We start from the raw sequence: 21,118 nt of genomic DNA, 5'->3' as shown, positions 1-21,118 counted from the left end.
GAAAGTTTAAAATTTGCTTTGAGATGTAAATTTATCAAAAAGGGAGACAAGAGCTTAAATTTAATAAGTTGCTAGAGCGACCGAGTAAAATTTAAAAATTTACAAAACCTATCAACATATTGATTAAATTTCAAACCAAAATGGAGTTAAATTTCACCTCACCTTATAATGCACGCTACCGCCATATGCGATATCTTCGGCTTTTACATCATCGCTTGTTAAAATTTCACTTATCTTGCCGTTTGCTTCAAGCCTTTCTCTATTTTCCTGAGCGTCTTCTTGGTAGCTATAAACCATCGCAACGCTCACCACACCGCTAATGCCCTCTATCATCTTAAAAACTCTGATCTCATCTTCTATGCTCTCTGAGCTAACAACCACCACGATCCTATCTTCTGCGTCAGTGATGATCTCGCACTCTTTTAGCTTGCCTATCTCGCTTTTTACGCTCTCGTTTTTATTATCCGTATAGACTATCAGGCTTGAAATATTCATCTAACTCTCCAAAATAAAATTTTCTTCTCATAAGCAGAGGTTACGACCTCGTTGTCGCTTATAAAAACTATGCTATTTATCGTGCTTTGCCCAGTTTTTAGCATCGCGATATTTTCCAGGCTAGCACTATCAACTAAATTTACATCGCTCATCTCATCGCTCATATATGCAGCGATCTTGCCATCACTACTAAGCCCCACGCCATAAACCAAAAAGCCAGTATTTATCTTTTTTAGCGTTCCAGCTGAGAAGATGCCAACGATCCTGTCGGTGCCTCCACTTATCATGACGCCATTTTTATAAGCGATGTCGTAGATATTATCAGTGTGGATATCTAAAATTCTATCCATCTTTTTAGTGCGAACGTTGTAAAAATAGACCTTACCACTCTCGCAAGCGATCGCTAGCGTGCCTCTGTCCTCGCTTATCTCCATGTCTGAGAGCATTGCGATTGATATCTTAAAGCTATCATAAATTTCGCCACTTTTTAGGTTTAAAAAGTAAATTTCATTGCTGATCGAGGCAAGTGCTATATGCTCATCATCTAAAAATAGAGCCTTTTTTATCGCTTGATTAGCCATTTTTATGCTTCTCATCTGCCCATTTTCTCTTATATAAAGCACCTTTGTAGCGTAGTCACCCTCGCTTAGGATGAGTACCTTGCCATTTAGCTCATCGACATTTAAAATTTTTGGCCTCTCATGATCGCTCACATATGTTTTTATATCATCCATTTTAATGATCTCATCAAATTTAGACTCTTTTGGATCGTAAATTTCAACCGTGCCACCATCAGTTGCGATAAAAAGTTTGCCATTTATCAGCGTGGTATTAAGCACATTTGCACTAGTTTCTATCTCTTTAATAGGCGTTGTGATCTCATTTGCAAAGATAAAATTTAACAAGAAAAAAAGAAAAAACAAAACTCTCATAAAGCCTCCATCTCAAGCGAATTTTTAAAACAAACATCAAAGCATTCGCCGCAGCTCACGCAATTTTGATTGATTATAGGGCGAAAAACACCAAGAAACTCAACCGCTTTAAATTTACAAGCATCAAGGCAGTTGTAGCAAATCGTGTCATTCCACGCCAGGCAGCTAGCGACATTGATGCTAACCTTTGCGTTTATGCTCTTTGGCGAGTTTAAGCTTAGTGTCACGTGACCGCTACTTTGACAAGCCTTCGCACACTCTTCGCAAAAGTCACAGCCTAGCTTTTTAACTTTAAAAACAACTCTTTCATTTTCAAAGCTAAGAAGCTCTTTTTCACAGGCACTTACACAGCTAGCCTCACAGCCAGCGCAGTCAAATTCACCGCTAAAAAATGGTGGATTTATAAATTTGGGAGCAGGTTTTGCCCCCAAAATTTTGCTAAAAAGCTCTCGCCTGCTTTGCATTACTTAACGCCGTCATTTAAAACATCTAGTAAATTTGACTTATGTGAGCCATTTTTGTCTCTAAAGTCAGGCTTAAATTTATTGCCAACAAGCTGAGTTACGCCATTTTGTTGCTCGACGTGGCAAGTTGTGCAGTTATATCTCTCATCATCAAGCTTGCCTGCAAGATCTTTTTTATTTCTGATGTCATAAAGGTGAGAAGCTGGGATCGCAGTTGCTCCGCTATCTTTTGCAAACTCAGGCATGTGGCAGGTTACGCACATATTTGAATCTTTTGTGATCGGCACCAAGCCCTCAGTGTCGTGTGGGATAAATGGAGGTGCATTTTCAAAAGATCTGTCAAATCTCTTTGCCATACCTGCTGGCTCTTTTGTATAGTTGATGTCTTTTAAAACAACGTCTTTATCGTCTAACAAATCGACATTTCTAAGGCCGATTTGCGAATCGCTAATGCTTGGATTATTCAATGCACATGCCGCTAAAAAGGCAGCGCATAGTGCTCCAAGCGCCATTATTTTCATTTTCATTTTTCTCTCCTTAAATTTCTAATACTAAAATTTAACGCCCCGTCGCCGCAAACGTCGATGCATCTACCACAGCTTATGCACTCGCTTGAGCTAACTGCGCGGCTCTCTTTGCCGATCATATCTAGCACTTGCACCTCTGGGCAGACGAGCTTGCACTTCATGCATTTTGTACAGGCATTTGCGTCGTGTTTTACTCTGATGAGTGCAAATTTTGATATCACCGCATAAAATGCACCAAGCGGGCAGACGTGTGAGCAAATTCCGCGCTTTAGCACGAACATATCAAATGCCACTATGCCAAGGGCGATGCCAATGGCGCTAACTGAGCCATAGATGATGCCACGCTGAATGATACCAACAAAGCTAATGCTCTCAAAAGCTGGCAGTGAAAGAGCAAGGCTTAAGACAAGAGCAAGCGCTAGCAAGTAGTAGCGCAAATTTTTACTTACGTTTAAAATTTTCTCACCCTTAAAGCCAAATTTCTCTCTTAGCTTGTAAGCAATGTCGGTTAGTAAATTTACTGGGCAAACCCACGAGCAAAATGCCCTAGAAGCGACGAGTGCATAAAATGCAAAGACGATGATAGCGCCGATTATCGCATTTATGCCTACGCTAAAGCCTGCTAGTAAAATTTGAAGCACCGCAAATGGATCGCTTAGTGAAATTTGTCCAAAAAGCAAAGATGAGCTTAAATTTCCGCTAAGTATCTTAACTCCATAAACATTTCCTAGGATAAATAGCACTAGGATAGAAATTTGAGTTATTCGTCTTAAGATTAAAAATTTCATAGCTCACCACCATTTAGATACTCAGTCGCCTTTTTGATGTCGAGCTTTATCTTGCTGTTGGCATCATCCACGCGCCTTTCATCTTCTTTTACCCAGCCTTTGACGTAGTTATCGCCAACTTTACCAAGCACAACTTCGCGGTTTAGCACGGTAATGGCTGCTTTTTCGGTGATACAGGCTCGCTCGCACACGCCACAACCTGTGCAGATATCGCTATCAACTACTGGTAGTAAAAAGGCATGCTTTTGTGTCCTTTCGTTGCGGCGATACTCAAGATACAAGGCCTTATCTATGAGCGGACAAGATCTATAACAAGCGTCGCACTGTATGCCCCAGTATGCCACGCAGTTTTTCATATCGACCACTGCAACGCCCATTTTGGCTTTGTTTATGTCTAGTTTGCCAGCTGTGCTAACTAAATTTGCGTCCAGTGCCCCAGTCGGACAGGCTGGCACGCAAGGGATATGCTCGCACATATGACAAGGAATTTTTCTAGGCTCAAAATAAGGCGTACCGACGCTTATACCATCTTCAAGAGTAGCAAGTTTTAGCGTGTCAAATGGACAGGCCTCTACGCAGAGCCCACACCTAATACAGCTTTTCAAAAACTGCTTCTCCGCTTTCGCACCAGGCGGTCTAAGAAGTACAAGCGGTGAGGCTTTGGCACTAAGTGACCATATAAAGCCTCCGCCAAGAGCTAAGATCGCTGCCTTAGCTCCAAATTTCAAAGCTTCTCGCCTACTTGAAAATTCCATATCAGCCACTTTTACGCCTTGTAAATTTTAACCGCGCACTTTTTATAGTCAGTCTCTTTTGAGATAGGGCAAGTAGCGTCAAGGCAGACTTTATTTATAAATACGTTTTCGTCAAAGAAAGGCACATAGACAAGTCCTACTGGCGGCTTATTTCTACCTTTTAGATCTACTCTTGCTTTTACTTTGCCGCGGCGTGACTCGACCCAAACGATCTCATTTTGAAGCACGCCAAGCTTTTTAGCGTCATCTTCGTGCATGTAGCAAAGCGCCTCTGGGACGGCTCTATAAAGCTCAGGAACACGCATAGTCATCGTACCTGTATGCCAGTGCTCTAGAACACGGCCAGTACATAGCCAGAATGGATAATCTTTGCTTGGCATCTCGCATGGATCCATGTAAGGGCGGAAGAAAATTTTTGCTTTGTTTGCAAGAGGAGTTTTCTCTTGATTTTTCACACCTTTTAGATCGCCTGTTGGAAGGGCTGCGTTTTTGTTGCCGTAGAATGCAAATTTATCATTTGGAGCGGCTTTTTTAGCGTATGGGTCAAATTTAGTGTTAAATCTCCACTGAGTCTCTTTACCATCGACAACTGGCCATCTAAGACCTCTTACTCTGTGGTAAGTGTCAAAGTCAGCTAGGTCGTGACCGTGGCCAACGCCAAATTTTCTATACTCTTCCCAAAGATATTTGTGGATGAAAAATCCATATCCTTTAAATTCTTTACCATCTGAGCCAATCACTTTTCTGCTGTCGCCAAAGACTTCTGTGTTGTCATAGTTTTCCATGATCGGATCGTTTGCGCTAAATTTCTTAGCATCTTCATTTGCAAAAAGCACGTCAAATAGCGTATCTTCTTCGCTATATCCCATAGCTTTTGCAGCCTCAAGCACGCTTGGAAGTGTCACTTTGTCATTTAGCTTTTTCTCGCCCCAAACATCTTTTAGTTTAAAGCGCTTACTAAACTCAAGCATCTGCCAGATATCAGGCATCGCTTCGCCAACAGGGAGCACTTGCTGTCTCCAGTGCTGTGTCCTTCTCTCAGCATTACCGTATGCGCCCCATTTTTCGTAGATCATCGCAGTTGGGAGGATAAGGTCAGCTACTTTTGCAGAAATTCCTGGATAAGGGTCACTTACGACGATGAAGTTGTCCATTTCGCGAGCTGCTTTGATCCAGTGGTTTGCGTTTGCAGTGTTTTGCCATGGGTTATTTACTTGAACCCAGATAAATTTAACCTTGCCATCTTCAAGATCACGCATCATTTTTACATAGTGTGAGCCTGGAGTGCCGCTTAGTGTGCCAGCAGGAAGTTTCCAAATTTTTTCAGTGATCTCTCTGTGTTTTGGATTGCCGACAACCATGTCAGCTGGCAAGCGGTGAACGAATGTTCCAACCTCTCTTGCAGTACCACACGCACTTGGCTGGCCAGTTAGAGAAAAGGCGCCTGAGCCTGGGAGTGCTTGCTTGCCAAGCAAGAAATGCACCATATAAGCTTGCTCATTTACCCATGTGCCGCGTTGGTGTTGGTTAAAGCCCATAGTCCAGAAGCTAACGACTTTGCGGTTTTTCTCGATGTAAAGATCAGCAAGTGCTTTTAGTTTTTTCTTAAATTCATTGATATCTTCGTTAGGATCGCCTTTTGCTACCTTAGCTGTAAAGTCAAGTGTGTAAGGCGCAAGAGCTTTTTTAAACTCTTCAAATGTTATTTGCCAGTGATCGCCAGCTTTTGCAGCATTTTTATTTTCTAGTGTATCGCCAGCTTTTAGGCCAAGGTAAGAAAGCGTAACGCCCTCAGCCTCGCTTAGCACCTTTGACTTCTCAGTCGCAGCTGTGTCTAGCTCGCTTGGAGCATATTTTTTGTGGTGGATGTCTGGACGAAGACCATATCCAATGTCAGCTGGCCCAGCTGTGAAGACGCAGTGTTTTTTAACAAATTCTTCATCTATCATCTCTGGGTGGTTATAAACTATCTCACGAGCGATGTAGTTCCATATAGCAAGGTCAGATGATGGAGCAAAAATGATCTCGATATCAGCTAAATTTGATGTTCTAGTTGAGTAAGTACTTAAATTTACGACCTTTACTCTATCAGGATCGCTAAGCTTTCTATCGCTCACGCGTGCCCAAAGGATCGGGTGCATCTCAGCCATATTTGCGCCCCAAGCTATGACAGTATCAGTTAGCTCGATGTCATCAAAGCAGCCTGCTGGCTCATCGATACCAAAAACCTGCATAAAACCAAGAACCGCACTTGCCATGCAGTGTCTTGCGTTTGGATCGATACTGTTGCTTCTAAAGCCACCTTTCATAAGTTTAACCGCTGTGTAGCCCTCTGGGATAGTGTATTGACCAGAGCCAAGGACGCCAACGCCGTGAGGTCCAAGCTCATTATAAGTCTTTCTAAACTGAGCTTCCATCACGTCAAATGCTTGTTTCCAGCTTACTTGCTTGAATTTACCTTTTTTGTCAAATTCGCCCTTTTCATTTACACGTAAAAGTGGATGAGTGATCCTATCTTCGCCGTACATGATCTTAGCGTTAAAGTAGCCTTTGATGCAGTTTAGACCGCGATTTACCGGTGCTTCTGGATCGCCTTTTACAGCTACTATCTTGCCCTCTTTTGTAGCAACCATGATGCCACATCCGGTTCCACAAAATCTACAGGCAGCCTTATCCCAACGCCAGCCTTTTTCAGCTTCATTTGCCGCACTTAGCGAGCTTGGCACAGCGATACCGGCACTAGCACAAGCAGCACTAGCTGCAGCACTTTTGATGAAATCTCGTCGATTCATTTTTTCTCCTTAAAAGATTTAAACAAATTTAATAGATATTATCCTCATTAAACTTATTTACCCCTGATTTACATAGATGAAAATTTTGATAAGCTTAAAATATAAAATTACATATTAGTTTAAGAAAATTTATATAAATAGCCCTTGATAAAAGAGATGATATAATAGTTTAAAGCAATTTTTCTACATATTTATTGGGATTTTACAAGTAAATCTTAAAAAAATAAATTATAAATTTATTTAAATAGTTGAGTAGAAAAGTAACACATATAATAGGATAAAATTATGTTTTATTTGGTAAATGAAGTAAATTTTATTAAATATCTTAATTATTTTTATAAATTAAATTTAAAGTCTCCCTCAAGCATAAACTTGAGGGATATAAATGGGGATAAACGGACGGCTTTGTTTCACAAGCTCGTAACTACAAGCAGAGCGTAATTTAAGTCTCCTTGTCCCCCTTTTGAATAAAAAGAAATTTATAAATTCAATAAAGCTTTTTTGCAAATTTTAAACTTTCATTCACTCGCAAGAAATAACTACTGATTTTAGGTCTCGCAAAGCTTGCCACTAAAATTAGAGTCAAAATTACTTGTTTATGAAATTTTAAAATTAAAGGTAAGCTTTTTAGAATAAACCGCGTGCAGTGCGCTAGCACTAAAGCATGCCACCTCTAACGTGCGAGGGGTTTGGGGGATTTAAAGGGGGATAAGGGGACGGCCTCGTAACTCGAGTCCCCTTGTCTCCCTTTTGGATAAAATTTGACAAAATTTAATTGAGTTGCTTTGTAAATTTTAAAATCTTACTCACTCGCCTTAGCAGACTACTAAATCTAGGCTGCACTTCGTTTGGCACTAAATTTAGAGCCGTGATATGCTCGCTTATAAATTTTTAAAATTTGATAGATAATTCTTGAGTCTTAAATTTAAAATTTAGAATTTAAAAAGATTAAACCCCAACCCAGCCTAAACCAGGTTGGAGTTTATTAAATTAAGTAGTTTGCATTAAATAAATTTAAGTTTGTTTATTAAGAAGTTAAAACCTCTTCTTCCTAACCTCTTCAACTATAGCTTTAGCCATCTCATCTACTTCTGATGTTACTTCATTTGCTTGGTTTGCAATTACTACGTTTTCTTTTGTTAGATTATCTATTTGAGCAACTGATTGATTTATCATGTTTATGCCTTCACTTTGCTCTTTTATAGATTCACTCATCTCATTTATTGATTGAGCTAATACATTTGTATTAGCTTCTATCTCACCTAGAGATTTTTGAGTTCTCTCAGCTAGTTTTCTAACTTCATCAGCAACAACGGCAAATCCTCTGCCGTGTTCTCCAGCTCTTGCTGCTTCAATTGCAGCATTAAGAGCTAGAAGGTTTGTTTGATCTGCTATATCTCTAATGATAGTTATGATGTTTTTGATCTCATCACTTTGTCTTATAACATCAGCTGTCTTTTGAGAGATGGCATTCATTGAACTAGACATTTGCTCAACTGCAGCAGCACTTTCTTGAAGTGAGCTTGCTTGTGTGTTTGCTGAGCTTGCTACTTTAGATACTGAGCTTGCTAGAAGTTTAGCTTTTTCTTCTAGTACTTGTGCTTGATTTAGATTGTCATTTAGCATTTTAGATATTTCTATGCCAAGAGAGTTTATACCACTTGCTATCTTACCATCATCATCAAGTCTTTTTGTAAAGTCTTGGTTTTTATAAGTATTTAGTAGATCAAGTACATCTTTACCATTACTTGATATTGCATTTTTAAGAGCAAGTTGTAGATCTTTAAATGTGCTTTTTAGTTGATTTAGAGCTGGGTTATTTGTATCAGCTTCTAGGCTTGCTTCATAGTTGCCATCTTTTATCTCGTTTACGAAGGTGTTGGCTTTTTGGATGAAGGTGTTCTCTTTTTCTTTAGATGTTTGGATCTTTTGGATGTTTTCGTTTATAAGAGAAGACATAACGCCAAATTCATCTTTAGAAACGATATTTGACTTAACTGGCTCTTTGATCTCGTAGTTTAGAAATTTAAAGAACGAAATAAGCGAATCAGATATCTTTGAGAGTGGCTTAAGCGATCTGCTAACGATAAATATAAGAAGCGCTACGATGACTATTATAAATATAACTGAAGAGATGACTTGTGAGACAAGTGTTTTACTAAGGCTTCCGTCATAATCGCTCCAAGAGTTTGCAGAGCATACAAGCCAGTTTGCTTGATCATAAAGCTCGCAAGCAAGAAGCCTCTCTGTGCCTCTAAGATTATAAGTAAATGTTTTATCTCCATTTTTCTTATACTCATTTGAGTAGTCATCAATGATCTTCATAGCTTCGCTAGAGTCTGAAAGGACAAGATCCTTATGAACGAAATGAATTATCTTTTTATGCTCTAAATCAAATAGAGCTATTGCACTACTTGGAGTTTGTTTTATCTTATTAAGCTCATTATCAAGCTTATCTATACCCATATCCACGCCAAAGACACCAACAACCTTACCACCAACTACTACCTTTTTAGCAATAGTTAAATTTAAGCCACCAGCTGAGCTTGTGTATGGAGCTGAAAAGATGATGCCCTCTTTTGCAATAGCGTCCTTGTACCAGCCTTTAACCCTCGCATCATAGTTTTTTCTCTGATCAAAAACCATAAATTTACGCTCTTTGCCATCAAGCACAGCGTTATAAACAGCACCATCAGCTGCATAGCCAAAGTAAAACTCAGAAAAATCAGTAACCTGCGCTGCGTTCATCAGCACTTTTTCTAAAGCCTCTTTGTCATCCAAAATTTGCGGATGCGCCTCGATGTAACTAGCAAAATTTTGAACGGCTGCAAGCTTATCTTCAAAAAATGCATTCATATAAAACTGCAAAATTTTTGAAGATGAAGTCTTAGACTCCTTTGCTAGATCGTAAATCCTCTCCTTGGTATTTGTGTAATTCACCGTTGAAAACACGCCAAGCGAGACAACTAAAAGCACCACGATAATGAGTGCAATCTTGTTTGCTGCTTTTTTCATAAACAAAATCCCTTTGTGTAAAATTTTATCTTTATATCGGCAAAAAATTTTTATGGTTAATAGCTATTTACAATTATTGAGGTATAAAATTTCAAGCTAAATTTCATATAAAACTTAGTTTCTAGCATCTGCTAAAACAAGTGCAAAAAGCACTCTAGTGCCTGCTTTTTGAAGTGTTTCTCTAGCCTCTAGTATCGTTGTGCCAGTGGTTACGATGTCATCGACTAAGATAACTGGCGCAGTGATCTTTTTTAAAATTTTAAAATTTCTTGGATTGTTTTGTCTAAATTTAAGATCCTTGCCACTGTAGCTGACACTGCTTGTGGCATGCAAGGCGTGAAAGATGGGTTTAAGATTTTTAGCACGAAGTTCATTTGCCAAAATAGCCGTGTGTGAGTAGCCATGATGCACTCTATCATCTACCGGTAGGGCGTAAATTTGCTCTGGGAAGCTAAAGCTTTTAGCAAATTTCTTAAATGCAAATTTAGCTAAATTTTTATAGATAAAAAGTCCGTGCATTTGGTGCTTTGAGTGGATGAGCTCTTTGATCTCAGAGTAGCCGTAGAAGCTATAAATTTTAAAGCCCTCTAGCTCTCTTACTACAGGGCTTGGCTCGCTTAAAATTTGCGAGCAGGTTTTACAAAATGTCTTTAGCGTAAAGCTCTTGCAAAACGCACAAAACATCAGCTATTTAAGATAGCGATCGCAGAGCGTTTAACGGCGTCGTTGATGATGTCTGTTAAGAATGGCTTAAATGCTCCGCCAGTGCGAACTAGCTCAAATTTGGTTTGGTTGTTTGAGATATTTTTGATGATACTTTGATCGCCTTTTTGGATTTTAAGAGTGATTCTTATCTTGCCCTTTGTGTTATCGCTGCCATATCCGCTCATATTTGCTTCAAATTCGTTTATGAAAACTTCAACCACGACGCCACCCATGCCATTTACATTTGCGCCACGTGCTGCAAGCTCTCTTTTAAGGGAGTCGCTAAAATAAGTCGCAAGATCGTTTTGAAGCACGACATACTCTTTTACAGTGCCTCTGCCATCTGTTATAGTTGCAATAGTGCTTTTGTTTTTGCGACTATCATGCACCGCACTTATATAGACTTCAAGTCCGTTAGCTTGCTGACTTGCAGCAGTTTTGTAAGGATCAAAGGCAACTACTGTCTGAGTAGGCGCACAACCACTCAAAAATAGGACAAAAAGTCCAAAGATAGCTAGAAATTTAAATTTACTCATATTTTTCCTTTCAAAGTTTAGTGATCTCATCAGCCACTTTTATGGCAGCTTGCTTTACTAAAAGCGCGATGAAGAAGTCAAACTGACCGCTTTTTGACGCCTCAAGCTCCTCCACGTGGTGTCTAGTCGAGATAGGAATTCGTTTTTTGAAATTTATATCTGAAAGCACAAGCTCGCCATATAGATGTCCGTTTAAAATTTCAGAGTTTCTAGAGTAAGTGCCTCTAAGCTCGTTAAATCTAAAATCAAGCCTATATGTATAAGGTGATGTTTGCGTATCCACGACAACGATGCCGCGCGAATTTAGCTCACGTTTTAAAAACATATAAAAGAGCACTTCAAGGCGTGGATTTGAGTTAAAGACTACGCCGCTACCATCTTCTCTTGTGTAGTAAATCGACCTTGCGCTGCTTCTAGCATCCACGATCCTATGAAAATAGACCTTCTTTAGCCCGACATTTATGTCGATCATATTTTTTTCTAAGCAGCAGTTTATCGCCACGTCGCTTCTATACTTGACGCCATTTATAAAGACGCCATCGCCCCTGCCCCTGCAAGCGCTACAGTCAGCTGGGATCCTCATAACCTCTTCAAAATAGATCTTATCTTCGCTACTTATGCTTGCACTTTGCACGCCGTCTATGCCCTCGCACGATAGACAAAGGCTAGCTTTTGCCACGCAGCCAGTTAGAAAGACGGCTGCAAAAATTGCTAATAATGTCGCTCTTAGCATTTCACTTCCTTTTGCTCTTTTTGTTTTTTGCGGAGATTTTTCACGCTCTCGCCTGCGATGCCGTAGTTGTTCATATCGATCTCATCGATAATGACAACGGTATTTTGAGCGCTTCTACCTAAAATTTCGCTTATTAGCTTTGTAACTCCGCTTATCATCTTCTCTTTTTGCTCCACACTTGGGCTATCACCCTCTTTTGTCACGCAAATTTTCACAAACGGCATAGCACTCCTTTTTGTAAATTTAGCACTTAAATTTTAATCAAAACCTATTTGCCAAAATAGTATCCTTGCTGCGGCCGTATCGCAAAGTCAGACGAGGCGTGGGTAAAATTTACGATGGGAGTTACCATGGCAGGTAATGACCGAGTAAATTTTAGACACAACAAAGTATGACAAAGCGAGACAACGCATTAGTCTATTTTTAGGACGGATAAAAACGCCTCCTGCGGCAAATTCACCTTTCCTATGGCTTTCATGCGTTTTTTGCCCTCTTTTTGCTTTTCTAGTAACTTCCTCTTACGAGTGATGTCGCCGCCGTAGCACTTGGCTGTGACGTTTTTACCCATTGATTTTACGGTTTCGCGAGCTATGATTTTGTTGCCGATGCTCGCTTGTATCGCCACCTCAAAAAGCTGACGTGGCACGATCTCTTTCATCGCCTTTACGAAGTCCCTGCCCTTTGTCTGCGCCTTGCTCTCAGGCACGATGATAGAGAGCGCATCGACCGTCTCGCCAGCCACTTTGACATCAAGCTTCACCAGATCGCCCACACGGTAGTCGCTTGGCTCATAGTCAAAGCTCGCGTAGCCTTTGGTGCTTGACTTTAGCTTGTCGTAAAAGTCCATCACGATCTCGTTCATCGGTATGTCATACTCGAGTAAAACCCGGTCAGTCGTGATGTAGTCCATCTTTGTTTGTATGCCGCGGCGGTTGTTTAAGAGTGTGATTATATTGCCCAAAAACTCACTTGGCGTGATGATAGTCGCTTTCACGTATGGCTCAAGGATCGAGTCTATTTTATTGACTGGCGGCAACTGGCTTGGGTTTTGGATCTTTAAATTTAGCCCATCAGTTTGGATGACTTCATAAGTCACAGTCGGCGCTGTGGCGATGAGATCAAGGTCAAATTCACGCTCTAGCCTCTCTTTGACGACCTCCATATGAAGAAGACCTAAAAAGCCAACCCTAAAGCCAAATCCAAGCGCGACCGAGGTCTCTGGCTCGTAGCTAATGGAGCTGTCATTTAGCTTTAGCTTATCCAGCGCGTCACGCAGATCTTCAAATTTATCAGTTTCTATTGGATAAAGTCCCGCAAAAACAAACGGCTTAGCCCTCTCAAAGCCGCCAACTGGCTCTTTTAGAGGATTTCTTGACTGCGTTATCGTGTCACCAACTTGCACGTCGCTAACGTTTTTAAGCCCTAAAACAACGATGCCAACCTCGCCAGCTGCAAGGCTCTTTGTCTTGATCGGAGCTATAGGATTTGGATACATGAGGTCTAGTACGATGTGTTTTTTGCCCGTGCCCATGACCAAAATTTCATCATTTTTTGAAATTTCACCATCATAAACACGCACAAGAGCAAGCGCGCCAAGGTAGTTGTCAAACCAACTATCATAAATGAGCGCCTTTGTAGGCTTGCTTACGTCGCCATTTGGCGCTGGGATCCTCGTGATGATCGCTTCAAGTAGCTCTTTTATACCAACGCCTGTTTTTGCGCTCACTTCGATCGCTCCTGAGCAGTCAAGTCCGATGATGTGCTCGATCTCGTCTTTTACCCTAGCAGGGTCAGCCGCTGGTAGGTCGATCTTGTTGATGACTGGGATGATCTCTAGGTTGTTTTCAAGTGCGATATAGACGTTTGCGATGGTTTGCGCCTCCACGCCCTGGCTAGCATCCACGACAAGAAGCGCGCCCTCGCAGCTAGCTAGGCTACGGCTTACCTCGTAGCTAAAATCGACGTGTCCTGGGGTGTCTATCAAATTTAGAAGAAAATTTTGCCCATTTAGTGCGTAGTTTAGGCGAACAGACTGGGCTTTGATCGTGATGCCACGCTCTTTTTCGATGTCCATCGTGTCCATGATCTGCGAGCTCATCTCACGGTCACTTACGGCGCCACACTCCTGAATGAGGCGATCAGCAAGCGTGCTTTTGCCGTGGTCGATGTGAGCGATGATGCTAAAATTTCTAATGTTTTTCATAAAATCCCTAGTTAAATTTTAGACGATTTTATAAAAAAAATCGTTAAAGTTGAGTAAAAATGAGTTTGCTAGGCTAGCAAGGCTTAAATTTAAAGCTCAAATTTAGCTCTTAAACTTTCACGCAAAGCGCAGAGCACAACGCAAAGTGAATATAAAAAATAAAGATAAGCAAGAAGCGGCAAAAAAACAAGAAAACCTGAAGCATAAACTAAAGCGATAAGCATGTATGTCGCATTTGCAAGCGCTGGCACGTGAGCTCTGGTTGTTCAAACGGAGCATCAATGACATTAAAATACAGAGCAAAATTTAACGCCAGCAATAAAATAAATATATAATCCTTTTTCATACAAAATAGAGCACAGATCAAGGCTACTGCAAAATTTACTGCGATAAGAGAGGTTATATCAATAAAAATACCAAGTAAACCGATAGCCACGACTACCAGATATTCATTTTTTATGCGAAACATTAAATTTAAGCCTTTTGCGTCAAATTTTAGTGATGATGTCCAAAATGCTCGTCTTTATGCGCGCTTTTTAGCTCGCAGATGAGATCGTCTTTATGTCCAAGGCTCTCACTCTCAAACTGAAGCGTGACATGGCCGATGCCTGCGTGAGAAAGCTCGTGTTCTATGCGCTTTATCATCTTTGAAATTTCAGCCACGCTTAGCGCATCATCCACCACCACGTGGGCTATGAGCGCGTTTGTGCCAGCATTTATCGCCCAGATATGCAGGTCATGCACGATTTTAACGCCATCTACGCCCTTTATAACTCCTAAAATTTCATCAGTATCAAGCTTAAGCGGCACAGCTTCGATTAGGATATTAAAGCTATCTTTTAGCAAGCTAGCACCGCTTTTTATGATGAGTAGTGAGACAAAGATACTTGCGATGCTATCGGCCTGCGTGAAGTCAAATTTCATCACAAGAAGCGCCGCGACGATCGCTCCAACCGAGCCAAGCGTGTCACCAAGCACGTGCAGATAAGCCCCTTTCATATTTAAATTTTCTTTTGTATCAGCACTTTTGTGCATGTAAATAGCCACGACTAAATTTACCACAAGCCCCAAAATACTAACAAAAAGCATCGTCTCAGCTTTGATCTCTGGCTCGTTAAAAAGCCTAATGATCGCTTCAACTATGACAAAGATAGCAAGCGCGATAAGAGCGATAGCATTTATGAATGCAGCGATGATCTCGACCCTTTTGTAGCCAAAGGTCTTTTGCAAATTCGCCCTTTTTTCTGCGATCTTAAAAGCAATCAGCGACAAAAAGAGAGCCGCGGCGTCTGAGAGCATGTGAAATGCGTCGCTAATAAGCGCAAGCGAGTTTGAAACGAAGCCAAAAACGGCCTCAACTATCATAAACGTGAAAATTAGAAAAAATGAATTTCTAAGAACGCTCTTGTTGTGCATCATTGTCCTTTTTTTGGGTGTCGATCCTCTTACCGATATCTTTTAAATTTGAAAACTCTTTGATGAGCTTTGGCGAGTCGTCAAGACTGATGACGAAATTCCATATATAGGTCATCACAGAGTAGATGTGGCCGACATTTGTCTGCTGCGAGCTTAGCACTATTATCGCCACCAAAAAGAGCAGCGAAGCGCTAATGCCGATAATAAAATAGCTCATCGCCTCCCTGTTTGAGATCGCTATACGAAATTTAGAAACGACATCGTAGTGCCTATTTAGCGTGCTTTTATTAAAAACACTTATCACCTTTGCCTCTTTTTCTAGGCGGTCATTTAAGCGAAGATAAAGATCGTCATTTTTCTTGATATATCTTGGCAAAAATATAAGAAAAAAGATCATCACTACAAAGCACGCCACAGCGACCTTTGGCCGGGCAAAATGAGCATAAACGCTGAGCCGATGATCGAAATAACCGATGTAAAAAACATAGGAAAATGCGTCTCAAAAAAATTTACAAACTCTCGCTCTCGCGAGAGCGCTACTCTGGCGATGATGGCGGAGTCATCTTTGGCGTTTTGCTTTTCATTCATGATGACATTTACAGCAAGCTTTGCGTAGATATTTGCAAAAACTTGCGTATCCACGCGGCGCCTAATTGCTCCTACAAGCCACGCTATGAGCACAAAAAGTGCGTAAATGAGGGCATTTAACGTGTTTCCTTGCATGATTGCGTTGATCGCATAGCCCGCAAATATCGGATAGGCTAGAAAAAGCCCGTTCTCAGCTAGCACAAAAGCAAAGGTCAAAAAGAGCTTTTTGTTATGCTCGGCCGCTATGCCTTTTAGCGTTTTAAAGGCGTTATTTTGCAAATTTACTCCTAAAAATTTTGCGAATTTTAGCTCAAATTTATAAATTTTGAAAAATTTTTGTTGTAACTCTTGACATTACAACAAAAAATCATTATACTTCGTTCATCGGTTGTAAATAAAAATATTACAACATAAAAAATAAGGAGAACAAAATGAAAAATTATCAGGTTGCAAAGGTCGCAAACGAGCCAAGAGTTGAGCTAAAAGAGGCTTTAAATTTAACTGGCTGTGAGGTATCTATAAACGAGCTTCCAGCAAACGCGAGCGTGCCATTTGTCCATGCGCACAAGCAAAACGAGGAGCTTTACATCATCACTGATGGCGATGGCGAGCTTTTCATCGACGGCGAAGTGATAAAAGTAAGCAAAGGTGACGCGGTGCGCATAGATCCAGATGGCAAAAGGTGCTTTAAAGCTGGCAAAAACGGCATCAAAATGATCTGCATCCAGACAAAACGTGGTAGCCTAGAGCAATACACAATGAGTGACGGCGTGATAGTTGATGACGTAAAGCCAAGCTGGCTGTAAATTTAAAAAGCAAAATTTAAATAGCAATCTTAGGCATAAACGGCAAAAGCGGCGTAAATTTATCTAAAAATGGCTTCAAGTCTCGGCGATCGTTAAAAAGCAAAGAGTAAAACTACGACGTAAAAGTCATCTATAAAAGATATTTTCGAGCCTACAAAAGCTTGATCTAGCAGGCTTTGACGCGGTTATCAGCGCATTTGCAGCATGGAGCGAAGAGACTTTCCCGCTTCACAAAAAAGTGGCCGCTCACCTTTTAAATTTACTAGAAGGCACTAGCACAAGGCTCATCGTAGTTGGCGGCGCTGGCACGTTATTTGTTGATAGCAAAGGCACTATGGTCATGGATACGCCAGACTTTCCAGCAGCATATATGGGCGTGGCAAAGGCTACGGCAGAGTCATATTTTGAACTAAAAGGTAGCACAAATGTGCTTTGGACGTATGTAAGTCCAGCAGGAGACTACGACGCAAACGGCGCTCGCACTGGCAAATACGTGCTTGGCGGGGATGATCTCATACTAAACTCAAAAAATGAGAGCTACATAAGCTACGCAGACCTTGCACTTGCGATCATCGATGAGCTAAAGAACAAGAAATTTATCCAAAAGCGCTTTACCGCGGTCGGCGAGAGAGCGTGAGTTTATAAATTTGACAGCCAGCAAAGGCTCGTAAGTCAAATTTAGCCGGGTCTTTGGTAGAAAATTTAAGTATAATCACGAAAAATTTAAGGACGATCATGCAAGTTGGCATCAAATTTTCAACTGCGATACACGCGCTTTTGTGTGCTAAATTTTTTGAAAACGAGAAGGTTACAAGCGAATTTATAGCTGGCAGCATAAACACAAACCCAGTTATCATTAGGCGTCTACTTGGCACTCTAAAGGCCGCAGGGCTCGTAAATGTCGCAGCTGGAGTTGGAGGAGTGAGCCTTGCAAAAGAGCCAAAAGATATAAATTTGCTTGAAATTTTTAACGCAGTAAATGAAAAAGAAAAACTTTTTAAAATTCACTCTGACTCACCAAAAGCCTGCCCTGTTGGTGGCAGGATAGAAGAGCTTTTATCTGGGCACTTTTTAAGAGCACAAACTGCCCTAGAAAACGAGCTAAAAAGCGTTACTTTGCAAGACTTGCTAGACGAACTTGCGAGATAAATTTAGGCTAGAGCTTGATCCTTTCTAGCCTAAAAATAAATTTACAAACTATTCTTGCATTGCGATCCATTTTTGTGCGATCCTAACGGCATTTGTCGCAGCTCCCACGCGGATCTGATCGGCACTGCACCAAAGGTGAAGCACATTTGATCTAAAGTTATCAACCCTGATCCTACCAACATAAGTCTCGTTTGTATCGCTTGAGATAGTAGGCATCGGATACTCTTTTTTAGCTGGATTATCGACTACGACGACGCTTGGGGCTTTGCTTAAAACCTCTCTTGCCGCATCTGCGCTCACATCTTTGTCAAAGTGGATAGTGATCGCCTCAGAGTGGCTTCTAAGCACTGGCACACGCACACATGTCGCGCTCACTTCGATATCTTTGTGAAGAATTTTTTGCGTTTCATTGACCATTTTCATCTCTTCTTTTGTGTAGTCATTGTCCAAAAAGACGTCGATGTGAGGGATCACGTTTAGCGCTAGGCGGTGCGCAAAGACCTTTGGCTCGCACTCATCAAGCTTAAACTCAAAAAACTTTTGCATCTGCACAACAAGCTCCTCCATGCCCTCTTTGCCAGCGCCACTTGCTGCTTGGTAAGTAGAAACATCGACCCTGTTGATGCCAAAAGCGTCATTTAGGGGCTTTAAAATTTGCACCATTTGGATGGTTGAGCAGTTTGGATTAGCGATGATGCCACGGTTTTTCCACATGGCGATATCACTTGGGTTACACTCAGGCACAACTAGTGGGATATCTTTATCCATCCTAAAATGGCTGGTGTTATCGATGACTACTGCGCCACTGTCAGCTGCAAATTTGGCAAATTTCTCTGAAACTGAGCCGCCTGCGCTAAAAAATGCGATATCGATCTCGTGCTCGCTAAAAACTTTCTCGGTTAGCTCTTTTACTTTGTAGTGTTTGCCCTTAAATTCGATCTCCATGCCAACACTCTTTGCGCTTGCAAGTGGCAAAAGCTCGCCAACTGGGAAATCAACCTCCTCCATAACTCTAAAAAGCTCTTCGCCGACCGCTCCAGTAGCACCAACGACCGCTACGTTAAATTTTCTCATCTGCTCTCCTTGGTTTCTTTTAATTTTCTTAATTTGCATAATTTTACTAGCCAAAAACTTAAATTTTTACCTATTTTTTACTTCTTGCTTGCAAAAATAGATCTTTTGGCAAAATTTCATCGCCCTCGCTTAGTATCGCTGCACGCTGCACGACTGAGATGAGCTCTCTTATGTTGCCTGGATAGTCGTAGCCTAAAAGCTCCTCTTTGGCTGCTTTTGAGAAATTTTTAGCCTCAAAGCCATACTCTTTACAGCACTTTTCCAAAGCATCATTCGCGATAGGCAAAATTTCATCCTTTCGCTCGCGAAGTGGCGGAATGAAAAGCGGGATCGTGTTTAGGCGGTAGAAAAGATCCTCTCTGAACCTGCCCTCTTTCATCGCAAGCTCTAAATTTGCATTTGTAGCGCAGATGATGCGAACGTCTATCTTTTCGCTCTTTGTGGCACCAAGTCTTGTTATCTCGCGCTCCTGCAAGGCACGAAGCAATTTTGGCTGTAAATTTATAGGCATCTCACCGATCTCATCTAAAAATAGCGTTCCGCCATTTGCCAGCTCAAACTGCCCTTTTTTGGTAGTCGCAGCGTCAGTAAATGCGCCTTTTTCAAAGCCAAAAAGCTCACTTTCTATCAAATTTTCAGGTATCGCAGCCATATTTAGAGCGATAAATGCAGCATCTTTTCTAGGTGAGTTTGCGTGGATAAATTTAGCAAAGACCTCCTTGCCAACGCCGCTTTCGCCACTAAGCATGACTGAAGCGTCTGTTCTTGCAGCTTTTAGTGCGATATTTAGCGTCGCTTCAAGCGCCTTTGAAGTGGCTAAAAAGCCGTTATTTTCGCTTTTAGTTTCAACTTTTTTTATGCTTTTTGGAGTCTTTTGCTTTAGCGCTTCTACCCTTTTTATCGCTTCATATAGCGTCGAGACGTCAAATGGCTTGGTTAAAAAGTCCTTCACGCCAAGTCTCACGCTCTCGATCGCCTTATTAAGTGTCGCGTTTCCAGTCATTATGATGACGTCAAATTTGCCGTTTAGCTCCTTAATGAACTCAAGTCCGTCCATTTGTGGCATGTTTATGTCGGTGATTATTAGATCAGTGTCGTCGCTCATCTTTTTTAGAGCCTCAACTGCGCTCTTGTAGCTTTTGATGTTTAGCTCTTCATACTCGCCAAGTGCGATCTCAAGCGACTTTCGCATATTGATGTCATCTTCTACTATGACGATATTCATTTGATCTCTTTTTTATTGAAGTGTGCCGATGATAGCGGATTTTGGCTTAAATTCCACCATAAATCTAACTGGCAAAATTTTCAAATTTGAAGCATTTGTGACCTGCGCATTTTTGACATTTAGCTCATTTTTTATCATCACTTTTTTTAAGGCAAAGCAGTCAAAAATCTCATCTTTGTGTAAATTTAAAAAGCCAAGAGTTGTGGTATTTTCATCTTTAAAAGCGTCTATCTGGCAAAGAAATTTTGGCTTTGGTTTTGGCGAAAGAGTCATCGCCTTTGAAAATGAAATTTCCTCATGCGCGATGATATGATTTGTCGTATCAACCTTCGCCCAGAAGATAAACTCCTCTAGGCAAAAGGCGAAATTTAAAAGTATCGTTAGTAAGAAAAGACTTCTCGCCACTTATCTTCGTCTATCTTAAGCTCCATATTTACCTTATAAAGCCCGTCTTTGAAATTTTCACTTACGATCCTTGCATTTTTGACAAGACCTTGAACCTTTGAAGTGATAGATGAGTCGTTTAGCATCGCATCTCTTACGGTGTCTTCAGCATTGATCTTTACACCATAAAGCTTGCCAGCAAGCTGCGAATAAGCATCAGCCATCGCCGCTCTTTTTGCAAGAGTGACTGACTGAGCGTATGAGAGCGAATTTAGCGGGGCTATGCCCTCGCCTGTGGCTCTAAAAGTGGTCTCTCTTGGAGCGCTATCATATATCATCTTCTCTTTTTTCATCACCTCTCTAAGATCGTCTTTATCGACCTTTTGGATGACTACGTTGCGGTTTGATGTGCTAGTTGGCTCGCCCATAAAACCGTTAAATGAGCAACCGCTAAAAATAGCGATCATCAAAGCAAAAGATAAAATTTTAACCTTCATAAACAACCTTTTTTATGCTTTTATTTAAAATTTA

24 protein-coding genes and 1 pseudogene are annotated in these 21,118 nt (G+C 41.0%); 3 read left to right on the top strand and 22 right to left on the bottom strand.

What is annotated here, in order from left to right:
• Nucleotides 1–153 precede the first annotated feature (153 nt).
• The 18 genes and pseudogenes from MTT09_RS03800 to MTT09_RS03715 all read right to left on the bottom strand — a co-directional run bounded on the left by MTT09_RS03800 (nucleotide 154) and on the right by MTT09_RS03715 (nucleotide 16,228).
• Entirely contained in the window at nucleotides 154–495 is a 342-nt protein-coding gene (locus MTT09_RS03800) for a chaperone NapD (protein WP_103574268.1), read from the bottom strand.
• The gene (locus MTT09_RS03795) at nucleotides 492–1,427 is read right to left on the bottom strand and encodes a WD40 repeat domain-containing protein (protein WP_429802649.1); all 936 of its coding nucleotides are present in this window, start codon (nucleotides 1,425–1,427) and stop codon (nucleotides 492–494) included. The genes MTT09_RS03800 and MTT09_RS03795 overlap by 4 nt, the downstream gene beginning before the upstream one ends.
• Nucleotides 1,424–1,891, bottom strand: coding sequence for a 4Fe-4S ferredoxin (locus MTT09_RS03790; RefSeq protein ID WP_429802647.1), 468 nt, complete (start codon nucleotides 1,889–1,891; stop codon nucleotides 1,424–1,426). Before MTT09_RS03790 ends, MTT09_RS03795 begins: the two co-directional genes overlap by 4 nt.
• Entirely contained in the window at nucleotides 1,891–2,418 is a 528-nt protein-coding gene (locus tag MTT09_RS03785) for a nitrate reductase cytochrome c-type subunit (RefSeq protein WP_103611311.1), read from the bottom strand. The genes MTT09_RS03790 and MTT09_RS03785 overlap by 1 nt, the downstream gene beginning before the upstream one ends.
• Complete coding sequence (gene napH, locus MTT09_RS03780; RefSeq protein ID WP_429802645.1) at nucleotides 2,415–3,206, bottom strand: quinol dehydrogenase ferredoxin subunit NapH; 792 nt, start codon at nucleotides 3,204–3,206, stop codon at nucleotides 2,415–2,417. Before napH ends, MTT09_RS03785 begins: the two co-directional genes overlap by 4 nt.
• Nucleotides 3,203–3,961, bottom strand: a complete 759-nt coding sequence (napG, locus tag MTT09_RS03775) for a ferredoxin-type protein NapG (RefSeq protein ID WP_429803705.1) — start codon at nucleotides 3,959–3,961, stop codon at nucleotides 3,203–3,205. Before napG ends, napH begins: the two co-directional genes overlap by 4 nt.
• Nucleotides 3,962–3,972: 11 nt before the next feature.
• Nucleotides 3,973–6,753, bottom strand: coding sequence for a nitrate reductase catalytic subunit NapA (gene napA, locus MTT09_RS03770; protein WP_429802643.1), 2,781 nt, complete (start codon nucleotides 6,751–6,753; stop codon nucleotides 3,973–3,975).
• Between the two features lie 1,035 nt (nucleotides 6,754–7,788).
• On the bottom strand, nucleotides 7,789–8,379 hold the full coding sequence (locus MTT09_RS03765; RefSeq protein ID WP_230855751.1) for a methyl-accepting chemotaxis protein: 591 nt from the start codon (nucleotides 8,377–8,379) through the stop codon (nucleotides 7,789–7,791).
• Between the two features lie 585 nt (nucleotides 8,380–8,964).
• Nucleotides 8,965–9,609, bottom strand: a pseudogene (locus tag MTT09_RS03760) (cache domain-containing protein); the annotation flags it as partial.
• A 273-nt stretch (nucleotides 9,610–9,882) separates the two neighbouring features.
• Complete coding sequence (locus MTT09_RS03755; protein WP_429802641.1) at nucleotides 9,883–10,452, bottom strand: ComF family protein; 570 nt, start codon at nucleotides 10,450–10,452, stop codon at nucleotides 9,883–9,885.
• Nucleotides 10,452–11,009: a YajG family lipoprotein gene (locus MTT09_RS03750; RefSeq protein WP_429802639.1), complete on the bottom strand. Its 558-nt coding sequence runs from the start codon at nucleotides 11,007–11,009 to the stop codon at nucleotides 10,452–10,454. Before MTT09_RS03750 ends, MTT09_RS03755 begins: the two co-directional genes overlap by 1 nt.
• 10 nt (nucleotides 11,010–11,019) lie before the next feature.
• Nucleotides 11,020–11,742 (bottom strand): hypothetical protein, encoded by a 723-nt coding sequence (locus tag MTT09_RS03745; protein WP_429802637.1) that lies wholly within the window; start codon nucleotides 11,740–11,742, stop codon nucleotides 11,020–11,022.
• Nucleotides 11,736–11,966 (bottom strand): 2-hydroxymuconate tautomerase family protein, encoded by a 231-nt coding sequence (locus MTT09_RS03740; protein WP_151227830.1) that lies wholly within the window; start codon nucleotides 11,964–11,966, stop codon nucleotides 11,736–11,738. The genes MTT09_RS03745 and MTT09_RS03740 overlap by 7 nt, the downstream gene beginning before the upstream one ends.
• 188 nt (nucleotides 11,967–12,154) lie before the next feature.
• Nucleotides 12,155–13,945: a translation elongation factor 4 gene (gene lepA / locus MTT09_RS03735; protein ID WP_429802635.1), complete on the bottom strand. Its 1,791-nt coding sequence runs from the start codon at nucleotides 13,943–13,945 to the stop codon at nucleotides 12,155–12,157.
• A gap of 208 nt (nucleotides 13,946–14,153) precedes the next feature.
• A complete protein-coding gene (locus MTT09_RS03730) occupies nucleotides 14,154–14,414 on the bottom strand; it encodes a hypothetical protein (protein ID WP_429802633.1) in 261 nt (86 codons plus the stop codon).
• Between the two features lie 26 nt (nucleotides 14,415–14,440).
• A complete protein-coding gene (locus MTT09_RS03725) occupies nucleotides 14,441–15,361 on the bottom strand; it encodes a cation diffusion facilitator family transporter (protein ID WP_429802631.1) in 921 nt (306 codons plus the stop codon).
• Nucleotides 15,339–15,758 (bottom strand): ABC transporter six-transmembrane domain-containing protein, encoded by a 420-nt coding sequence (locus MTT09_RS03720; protein ID WP_429802629.1) that lies wholly within the window; start codon nucleotides 15,756–15,758, stop codon nucleotides 15,339–15,341. The genes MTT09_RS03725 and MTT09_RS03720 overlap by 23 nt, the downstream gene beginning before the upstream one ends.
• 2 nt (nucleotides 15,759–15,760) lie before the next feature.
• The gene (locus tag MTT09_RS03715; protein ID WP_429802627.1) at nucleotides 15,761–16,228 is read right to left on the bottom strand and encodes an ABC transporter six-transmembrane domain-containing protein; all 468 of its coding nucleotides are present in this window, start codon (nucleotides 16,226–16,228) and stop codon (nucleotides 15,761–15,763) included.
• 152 nt (nucleotides 16,229–16,380) lie between these two features.
• On the opposite strand from MTT09_RS03715, the gene MTT09_RS03710 reads away from it, so the two are divergent.
• From MTT09_RS03710 to MTT09_RS03700, 3 genes are all read left to right on the top strand, one after another.
• Nucleotides 16,381–16,755, top strand: coding sequence for a cupin domain-containing protein (locus MTT09_RS03710; RefSeq protein WP_429802625.1), 375 nt, complete (start codon nucleotides 16,381–16,383; stop codon nucleotides 16,753–16,755).
• Nucleotides 16,756–16,894: 139 nt separating this feature from the next.
• Nucleotides 16,895–17,392 carry an NAD(P)-dependent oxidoreductase gene (locus tag MTT09_RS03705; RefSeq protein ID WP_429803704.1) on the top strand — a complete coding sequence of 166 codons (498 nt, stop codon included), beginning with the start codon at nucleotides 16,895–16,897 and terminating at the stop codon, nucleotides 17,390–17,392.
• Nucleotides 17,393–17,490: 98 nt separating this feature from the next.
• Nucleotides 17,491–17,904, top strand: a complete 414-nt coding sequence (locus tag MTT09_RS03700; RefSeq protein ID WP_103645324.1) for an Rrf2 family transcriptional regulator — start codon at nucleotides 17,491–17,493, stop codon at nucleotides 17,902–17,904.
• Between the two features lie 48 nt (nucleotides 17,905–17,952).
• Here the strand turns inward: MTT09_RS03700 and MTT09_RS03695 are convergent, their stop codons facing one another.
• The 4 genes from MTT09_RS03695 to MTT09_RS03680 all read right to left on the bottom strand — a co-directional run bounded on the left by MTT09_RS03695 (nucleotide 17,953) and on the right by MTT09_RS03680 (nucleotide 21,084).
• Nucleotides 17,953–18,978, bottom strand: a complete 1,026-nt coding sequence (locus MTT09_RS03695; protein ID WP_021090026.1) for an aspartate-semialdehyde dehydrogenase — start codon at nucleotides 18,976–18,978, stop codon at nucleotides 17,953–17,955.
• 70 nt (nucleotides 18,979–19,048) lie between these two features.
• Complete coding sequence (locus tag MTT09_RS03690) at nucleotides 19,049–20,203, bottom strand: sigma-54-dependent transcriptional regulator (protein ID WP_429802622.1); 1,155 nt, start codon at nucleotides 20,201–20,203, stop codon at nucleotides 19,049–19,051.
• 12 nt (nucleotides 20,204–20,215) lie between these two features.
• Entirely contained in the window at nucleotides 20,216–20,608 is a 393-nt protein-coding gene (locus MTT09_RS03685) for a hypothetical protein (RefSeq protein ID WP_429802620.1), read from the bottom strand.
• A complete protein-coding gene (locus tag MTT09_RS03680; RefSeq protein WP_429802618.1) occupies nucleotides 20,584–21,084 on the bottom strand; it encodes an LPP20 family lipoprotein in 501 nt (166 codons plus the stop codon). Before MTT09_RS03680 ends, MTT09_RS03685 begins: the two co-directional genes overlap by 25 nt.
• Nucleotides 21,085–21,118: the final 34 nt, after the last annotated feature.

Origin of the sequence: Campylobacter concisus, from assembly GCF_050447505.1 — a bacterium.
GTDB lineage: Bacteria > Campylobacterota > Campylobacteria > Campylobacterales > Campylobacteraceae > Campylobacter_A > Campylobacter_A concisus_BP.
The sequence above is the reverse complement of the archived record's forward strand: the minus strand, read 5'-3'. Positions and strand labels throughout refer to the sequence as shown.

Excerpts from the sequence above, each read along its gene's own strand:
- MTT09_RS03800 (WP_103574268.1), bottom strand. The coding sequence starts at position 495 with ATGAATATTTCAAGCCTGATAGTCTATACGGATAATAAAAACGAGAGC.
- MTT09_RS03795 (WP_429802649.1), bottom strand. The coding sequence starts at position 1,427 with ATGAGAGTTTTGTTTTTTCTTTTTTTCTTGTTAAATTTTATCTTTGCA.
- MTT09_RS03790 (WP_429802647.1), bottom strand. The coding sequence starts at position 1,891 with ATGCAAAGCAGGCGAGAGCTTTTTAGCAAAATTTTGGGGGCAAAACCT.
- MTT09_RS03785 (WP_103611311.1), bottom strand. The coding sequence starts at position 2,418 with ATGAAAATGAAAATAATGGCGCTTGGAGCACTATGCGCTGCCTTTTTA.
- napH (WP_429802645.1), bottom strand. The coding sequence starts at position 3,206 with ATGAAATTTTTAATCTTAAGACGAATAACTCAAATTTCTATCCTAGTG.
- napG (WP_429803705.1), bottom strand. The coding sequence starts at position 3,961 with ATGGAATTTTCAAGTAGGCGAGAAGCTTTGAAATTTGGAGCTAAGGCA.
- napA (WP_429802643.1), bottom strand. The coding sequence starts at position 6,753 with ATGAATCGACGAGATTTCATCAAAAGTGCTGCAGCTAGTGCTGCTTGT.
- MTT09_RS03765 (WP_230855751.1), bottom strand. The coding sequence starts at position 8,379 with ATGCTAAATGACAATCTAAATCAAGCACAAGTACTAGAAGAAAAAGCT.
- MTT09_RS03755 (WP_429802641.1), bottom strand. The coding sequence starts at position 10,452 with ATGTTTTGTGCGTTTTGCAAGAGCTTTACGCTAAAGACATTTTGTAAA.
- MTT09_RS03750 (WP_429802639.1), bottom strand. The coding sequence starts at position 11,009 with ATGAGTAAATTTAAATTTCTAGCTATCTTTGGACTTTTTGTCCTATTT.
- MTT09_RS03745 (WP_429802637.1), bottom strand. The coding sequence starts at position 11,742 with ATGCTAAGAGCGACATTATTAGCAATTTTTGCAGCCGTCTTTCTAACT.
- MTT09_RS03740 (WP_151227830.1), bottom strand. The coding sequence starts at position 11,966 with ATGCCGTTTGTGAAAATTTGCGTGACAAAAGAGGGTGATAGCCCAAGT.
- lepA (WP_429802635.1), bottom strand. The coding sequence starts at position 13,945 with ATGAAAAACATTAGAAATTTTAGCATCATCGCTCACATCGACCACGGC.
- MTT09_RS03730 (WP_429802633.1), bottom strand. The coding sequence starts at position 14,414 with ATGTTTCGCATAAAAAATGAATATCTGGTAGTCGTGGCTATCGGTTTA.
- MTT09_RS03725 (WP_429802631.1), bottom strand. The coding sequence starts at position 15,361 with ATGCACAACAAGAGCGTTCTTAGAAATTCATTTTTTCTAATTTTCACG.
- MTT09_RS03720 (WP_429802629.1), bottom strand. The coding sequence starts at position 15,758 with ATGATCTTTTTTCTTATATTTTTGCCAAGATATATCAAGAAAAATGAC.
- MTT09_RS03710 (WP_429802625.1), top strand. The coding sequence starts at position 16,381 with ATGAAAAATTATCAGGTTGCAAAGGTCGCAAACGAGCCAAGAGTTGAG.
- MTT09_RS03700 (WP_103645324.1), top strand. The coding sequence starts at position 17,491 with ATGCAAGTTGGCATCAAATTTTCAACTGCGATACACGCGCTTTTGTGT.
- MTT09_RS03695 (WP_021090026.1), bottom strand. The coding sequence starts at position 18,978 with ATGAGAAAATTTAACGTAGCGGTCGTTGGTGCTACTGGAGCGGTCGGC.
- MTT09_RS03690 (WP_429802622.1), bottom strand. The coding sequence starts at position 20,203 with ATGAATATCGTCATAGTAGAAGATGACATCAATATGCGAAAGTCGCTT.
- MTT09_RS03680 (WP_429802618.1), bottom strand. The coding sequence starts at position 21,084 with ATGAAGGTTAAAATTTTATCTTTTGCTTTGATGATCGCTATTTTTAGC.